The 4861-nt window shown below is 34.0% G+C and carries 6 protein-coding genes; all 6 read left to right on the top strand.

All coding sequences use genetic code 11. The features are described 5' to 3' along the window. The first annotated feature begins 512 nt into the window (after positions 1-512). The 6 genes from ltrA (at position 513) to V7112_RS23380 (ending at position 4822) form a co-directional block, all read left to right on the top strand. Positions 513-1841 (top strand): group II intron reverse transcriptase/maturase, encoded by a 1329-nt coding sequence (gene ltrA, locus V7112_RS23405; protein ID WP_335424329.1) that lies wholly within the window; start codon positions 513-515, stop codon positions 1839-1841. Between the two features lie 199 nt (positions 1842-2040). Next, the gene (locus V7112_RS23400; protein WP_335424331.1) at positions 2041-2598 is read left to right on the top strand and encodes a cysteine hydrolase family protein; all 558 of its coding nucleotides are present in this window, start codon (positions 2041-2043) and stop codon (positions 2596-2598) included. 167 nt (positions 2599-2765) lie between these two features. Next, entirely contained in the window at positions 2766-2909 is a 144-nt protein-coding gene (locus V7112_RS23395) for a hypothetical protein (protein ID WP_335424328.1), read from the top strand. 145 nt (positions 2910-3054) lie between these two features. Beyond that, positions 3055-3264, top strand: a complete 210-nt coding sequence (locus tag V7112_RS23390) for a hypothetical protein (protein WP_335424325.1) — start codon at positions 3055-3057, stop codon at positions 3262-3264. Positions 3265-3363: 99 nt separating this feature from the next. Then, positions 3364-3747, top strand: a complete 384-nt coding sequence (locus V7112_RS23385; RefSeq protein WP_335424323.1) for a hypothetical protein — start codon at positions 3364-3366, stop codon at positions 3745-3747. 325 nt (positions 3748-4072) lie between these two features. Next, on the top strand, positions 4073-4822 hold the full coding sequence (locus tag V7112_RS23380; protein WP_335424322.1) for a phosphotransferase family protein: 750 nt from the start codon (positions 4073-4075) through the stop codon (positions 4820-4822). The last annotated feature ends 39 nt before the right edge of the window (positions 4823-4861 follow it).

Genomic DNA, 4861 nt, shown 5'->3' with positions numbered 1-4861 from the left:
GCAGGAGTGCGGCCGAGCATAGGTCGTGTCATATAGCGGGTGGGATTCCCGTCGAGTAAGAACTAGCCATTCGCTCGTAGCGAGTCTTGGAGGACTAAGGGTAACTTTAGTCTTTAAGCGTAGACAGTTAGGTAGCGGGCCGAAAGCCAAATGGTTGAAGGGATTGAGCTCCATAATGTTAGTAAATCGAGAGGGCTGATGCTTTTCCTGCAGCAGAAAGCTACATTTTATCTTTCGTTAAGGGCAAGAAGGGTAAAACCTCTCTGGAGTCAGAGACCTTGGCACGCTATACATTGATATGATACGGCAACTCGGGAGACCCTATCGGTCTTTTCTTGTTAGAAGAGTATGGTGTACAAGCGATACAAAGTAAGGAAACCAAATGCCGATTAGGGAGTCGGATAGCAGCGTAGTACCAATGAAGTAGGGTAATGCCGATGGAGGAAAGGCTAGCTACCAGTTATCACCCTTACTAGGGACACATTTACTACACACAGAGGTAGGGATAATAAGTGGAAACAAAACTACTAAGGATAGCAGAATTAGCAAAATCTGATCCTAAGATGAAGTTTACATCTCTTGCGCATTTATTAAATGAGCAATCACTAGTTCAATGTCATCATGAGTTACCTAACAAAAAGGCAACTGGGGTTAATGGTACAACTAAAGAGCAATACAGTGAAAATATTAAAGAAAACATAGAGGGTTTAGTAAATAGGCTTAAAAGCAAAAGTTATCGTCCTGTTCCAGTAAGGAGAATGTATATACCAAAGCTCAATTCAGACAAGAAAAGACCACTGGGAATACCAGAACATGAAGATAAAATTGTACAAAAAGGCATTACAAAGATACTAAATACCATCTATGAGAATGATTTTCTAGACTGTTCCTTTGGATTCCGTCCAAACCGTAATTGCCATGATGCTTTGAAAATACTGAACTATTACATTGAAAAGAGGTCAGTAAATTATATAGTAGATGTAGATATCAAAGGATTCTTCGACAACGTTGACCACACATGGATGATGGAGTTCTTAAAACTGCGAATCTCTGACCCTAACCTCCTAAGATTAATTGGTAGGTTTCTTAAAGGTGGATATATGGAGGAAGGAAAGAAATACAAGACAGATAGTGGCACACCGCAAGGTGGAGTAATATCTCCGATATTAGCTAACGTTTACCTCCATTACGTCCTAGACCTATGGTTTGAGAAAAGGGTTAGAAAACAGTGCAAAGGACAAGCATACATGGTGAGATATGCAGATGATTTTGTCTGTTGTTTTCAATCTAGAAGTGAAGCTGAACAATTCTTCGAATCCTTAAAATTGAGATTAAGGAAGTTTAACTTAGAAATAGCTGAGGATAAAACTAAAATTATTCCCTTTGGAAGATTTGCGGAGAAAGATGCAAAACAAAAGGGAAACAGTAAACCAGCAACCTTTGATTTCCTAGGTTTTACACACTATTGTGGGAAAAGTAAACAAGGTAAGTTCCGAGTAAAGCGGAAGTCAAGCAGGAAGAAAGTCCAAGGCAAACTCAAAGAATCTAAGCTATGGTTGAAGGTTAATAGAAATAAAGATATTCATATAATTATGGATAGATTTAGACGCTCTCTTATAGGTTATTACAATTATTATTGCATCACAGATAATACCCAAAGTGTAAACAAATTCAGGGACAAAATCGGATACATACTGTTTAAATGGCTCAATAGAAGAAGTCAAAGGAAATCATTTACTTGGGAAAAATTCAGACTCTTTCTTAATAAATACCCACTACCTTACGCAAGAGTTAAGGTTAACATATATGAATTAAGAAAAGAGATTGGCTACATTATGTGAATGGTAACTAGGAGGAGCCGTGTGCGTTAATTGCGCAAGCACGGTTCTGTGAGGGGGGAGGAATACAATCTACCGCGAGGTAGAGAGATTCCCTTCTACTCGACTAGTTTAACAACAATAGCACTTTTCAAAAGTAAATTCTGGGTTTAAATTGTAGTAATAACTAGGAAATTCAACTTAGGGGAAGGGAAATCATATGATGGAAAATAAAAAAGCTTTAATTATAATTGACGTACAAAAAGCTTTCGATGATGAAAAATGGGGAGAGCGAAATAACCTAAATGCGGAAGAAAATATTAGTAAGATACTACAACTATGGAGAGAAAAAGGATGGTCAGTAATACATATACAACACACTTCCGATAATCCTAGTTCTGTATTTTATCCGAAGAATAAGGGGTTTGCTATAAAAGAAATAGTTGAACCTATTGATGAAGAAGTAATAGTAACGAAGAAAGTAAATAGTAGCTTTATTGGTACAAATTTAGAAGAGTTTTTAAAAGTAAATGGAATAAAAACAGTTGTTATAACTGGTTTGACTACACCTCATTGTGTATCAACAACTACAAGAATGAGTGGTAATTTAGGTTTCGCTACATACCTTATTTCAGATGCAACAGCAGCCTTCGGTATGAAGGATCAAAATGATACATATTATGATGCAGCAACTATACATAATATATCTTTAGCTACCTTGTACGATGAATTTGCCACAATACTGACAACAGAGCAATTAATAAACGATTTTATAAAATAAGTTTATTGAACTAAAGGGTGAGTTGATCCAAGAAGGATTAATGCACTTTTTTATTGAAGTTATTAAACTAGAGGGGCAGTTTAGTTTAACAAAGACTAATTTAATCCTACATAATTACCCAATTTTGTTTATTATTAACTTAATAAACAAAATGAAGTAGTGTAAAAATGGACTTACTGGTTGGATTCTTAGTATTTGCGGGAATTTTTGCGGTTTATGATGCTTTAAGGAAAGTGAATAATAACATCTTATACCAAACAGAGGAGAAAAAAAAACTACGTGAAGAATTAGTAAAAGGTACTAAAAATTAGAATTTCCTCTTAACTATCGGGTGCGATGATCCAAGAAGGATTATCGCATATTTTTGGGAAGTTATTAAGCTAACGATGCAGTTTAGTTTAGAAAATAATGATATAACATGAAATCAAAAGATAACTAAAAAAGGGGGGATAAAATGTGCATTGGGGAGATATGATTGTTGAGTCAAAAATTTTCAGGTTAATTATTAAAGGTGCTTTTTGGACTTCTATTGTCATAGCTTTACTCATTATTTTTATGATTGGTAATTTCATTTTTAAAATTACGTTTTTAGATTATAGGTTTGATGATGGCGAACTAATACCGCCAGTTGAATCTACCACAAATTATGAACACTTTCTCAACTAACGGATACGATTGTTTAATAAGGGCAGTCGTTAATTGTGCTAACGAAGTAGTTATGTTTAATAAGAAAGTATTGAACTTGTTTTATATTGGGGGGCTTTGATGTTATTAAGGGAATTTTCGGGATTTGTTATAACCACTCTCTTAACTGGATTATTTCTTAACCTTTTTTTTGCAATAATGGATGGCTTTGATAATTATAATTTCTTTGCTGCTCTTGGTGTTCTTCTTGTTAGTGCGGCTCCATTTATACTTCTTATTGGCTTACCAGTATCTGTCTTATCTGATTATCTAACTAAGAATTTAAACGGCAAGCAAAGAAATAAAAAAGCATTTTTAATTCATATTATTTTTGGTCTAATTATTGGTTTAGTTCTTTCTTTCTTTTTTGAACATTTACTTCTTATAGTAATAACTTTAATTGCTGCATTAATATTCTGGATAGTTGATGAAATTTTGAGAAAGAAATTTAAGGAAAATAAATAAAAGTTATTCAACAAACGGGTGCAAGAGTTGAAGATCAGAGTTGTTAAGAGGGCAGCTTTTTCTTGTTGTACTAAAGGAGCAGGTTAGTTCAACAATATCGTGTATCGCAACAAGAATTTAACTGGGGAATATGTACTAATTCTAAACAGTTTTATACATTCATTGATGTTAGTCGGTTTTTAGGTATTTAGTATTGGAATTGTTACCTACAAAAAATAATCATTCCATCAACGGGTGCGATGATCCAAGAAGGATTATCGCATATTTTTGTTGAAGTTATTATGCTGACGAAGTAGGATAATTAAAAATGTAGGGAGGTAACCCAATGAATTTAGGAAATCCAATAGCAAGAGGAAATACTGCAAAAATTTATCTTTCTGACAATAAAATAGTAAAAGTTTTTAACGATTTTTTGCCAGATACGGAATCCATAAATGAAGCAAATAAACAAAAATATGCCTATTCATGTGGACTTCCTGTACCTGAGATTTTAGATGTTACCAAGATAAACGGAAAACAAGCAATCATAATGGAATATATTAAGGGAGAAACATTGGGAGATTTATTTATCAAAGATAAAGAACGAGTAGAACATTACTTGAATATTTCAGTCGATATGCAACTTAAAATTCATAGTATTATTCCCGATACAATCGAACCAATGTATGATAAATTATACCGTCAAATTGAGAGTGTGAATGAATTAGATAAAAGGCAAAAAAATTATTTGTTAAAGAGATTGGAATCAATTACTTACCAGGATAGGCTCTGTCATGGTGACTTTCATTTATTTAATTTGATTATGACAGATAACCAAGTGGTTATTATCGATTGGGTAGATTCGAGTGCTGGTGATATTCGTGCTGATATATATCGGACCTATCTTTTATACTCCCAATTTTCGTCTAAATTAGCATATCTGTACTTACGACTTTATTGTGAAAAGAGTGGACTTTTAAGGTCTGAAGTATTTCATTGGGCTCCAATCATTGCTGGAGCAAGATTATCTGAAAGTGTCTCATCGGAGAATTCAGAAAGACTTATTGAGATTATAAATCGCTACTGCCCATTATAATATGGTTATGTGCGTAACTTTACTTAAACTCCCTCAGTT

It is taken from the genome of Bacillus sp. JJ1566 (genome assembly GCF_036962685.1).
GTDB lineage: Bacteria > Bacillota > Bacilli > Bacillales > Bacillaceae_L > Ferdinandcohnia.
Note: the sequence above shows the minus strand (reverse complement) of the source record. Positions and strands in the feature narration are given on the sequence as shown.

Coding starts and splice junctions, on each gene's coding strand:
- V7112_RS23400 (WP_335424331.1), top strand. CDS start 2,041: ATGGAAAATAAAAAAGCTTTAATTATAATTGACGTACAAAAAGCTTTC.
- V7112_RS23395 (WP_335424328.1), top strand. CDS start 2,766: ATGGACTTACTGGTTGGATTCTTAGTATTTGCGGGAATTTTTGCGGTT.
- V7112_RS23385 (WP_335424323.1), top strand. CDS start 3,364: ATGTTATTAAGGGAATTTTCGGGATTTGTTATAACCACTCTCTTAACT.
- V7112_RS23380 (WP_335424322.1), top strand. CDS start 4,073: ATGAATTTAGGAAATCCAATAGCAAGAGGAAATACTGCAAAAATTTAT.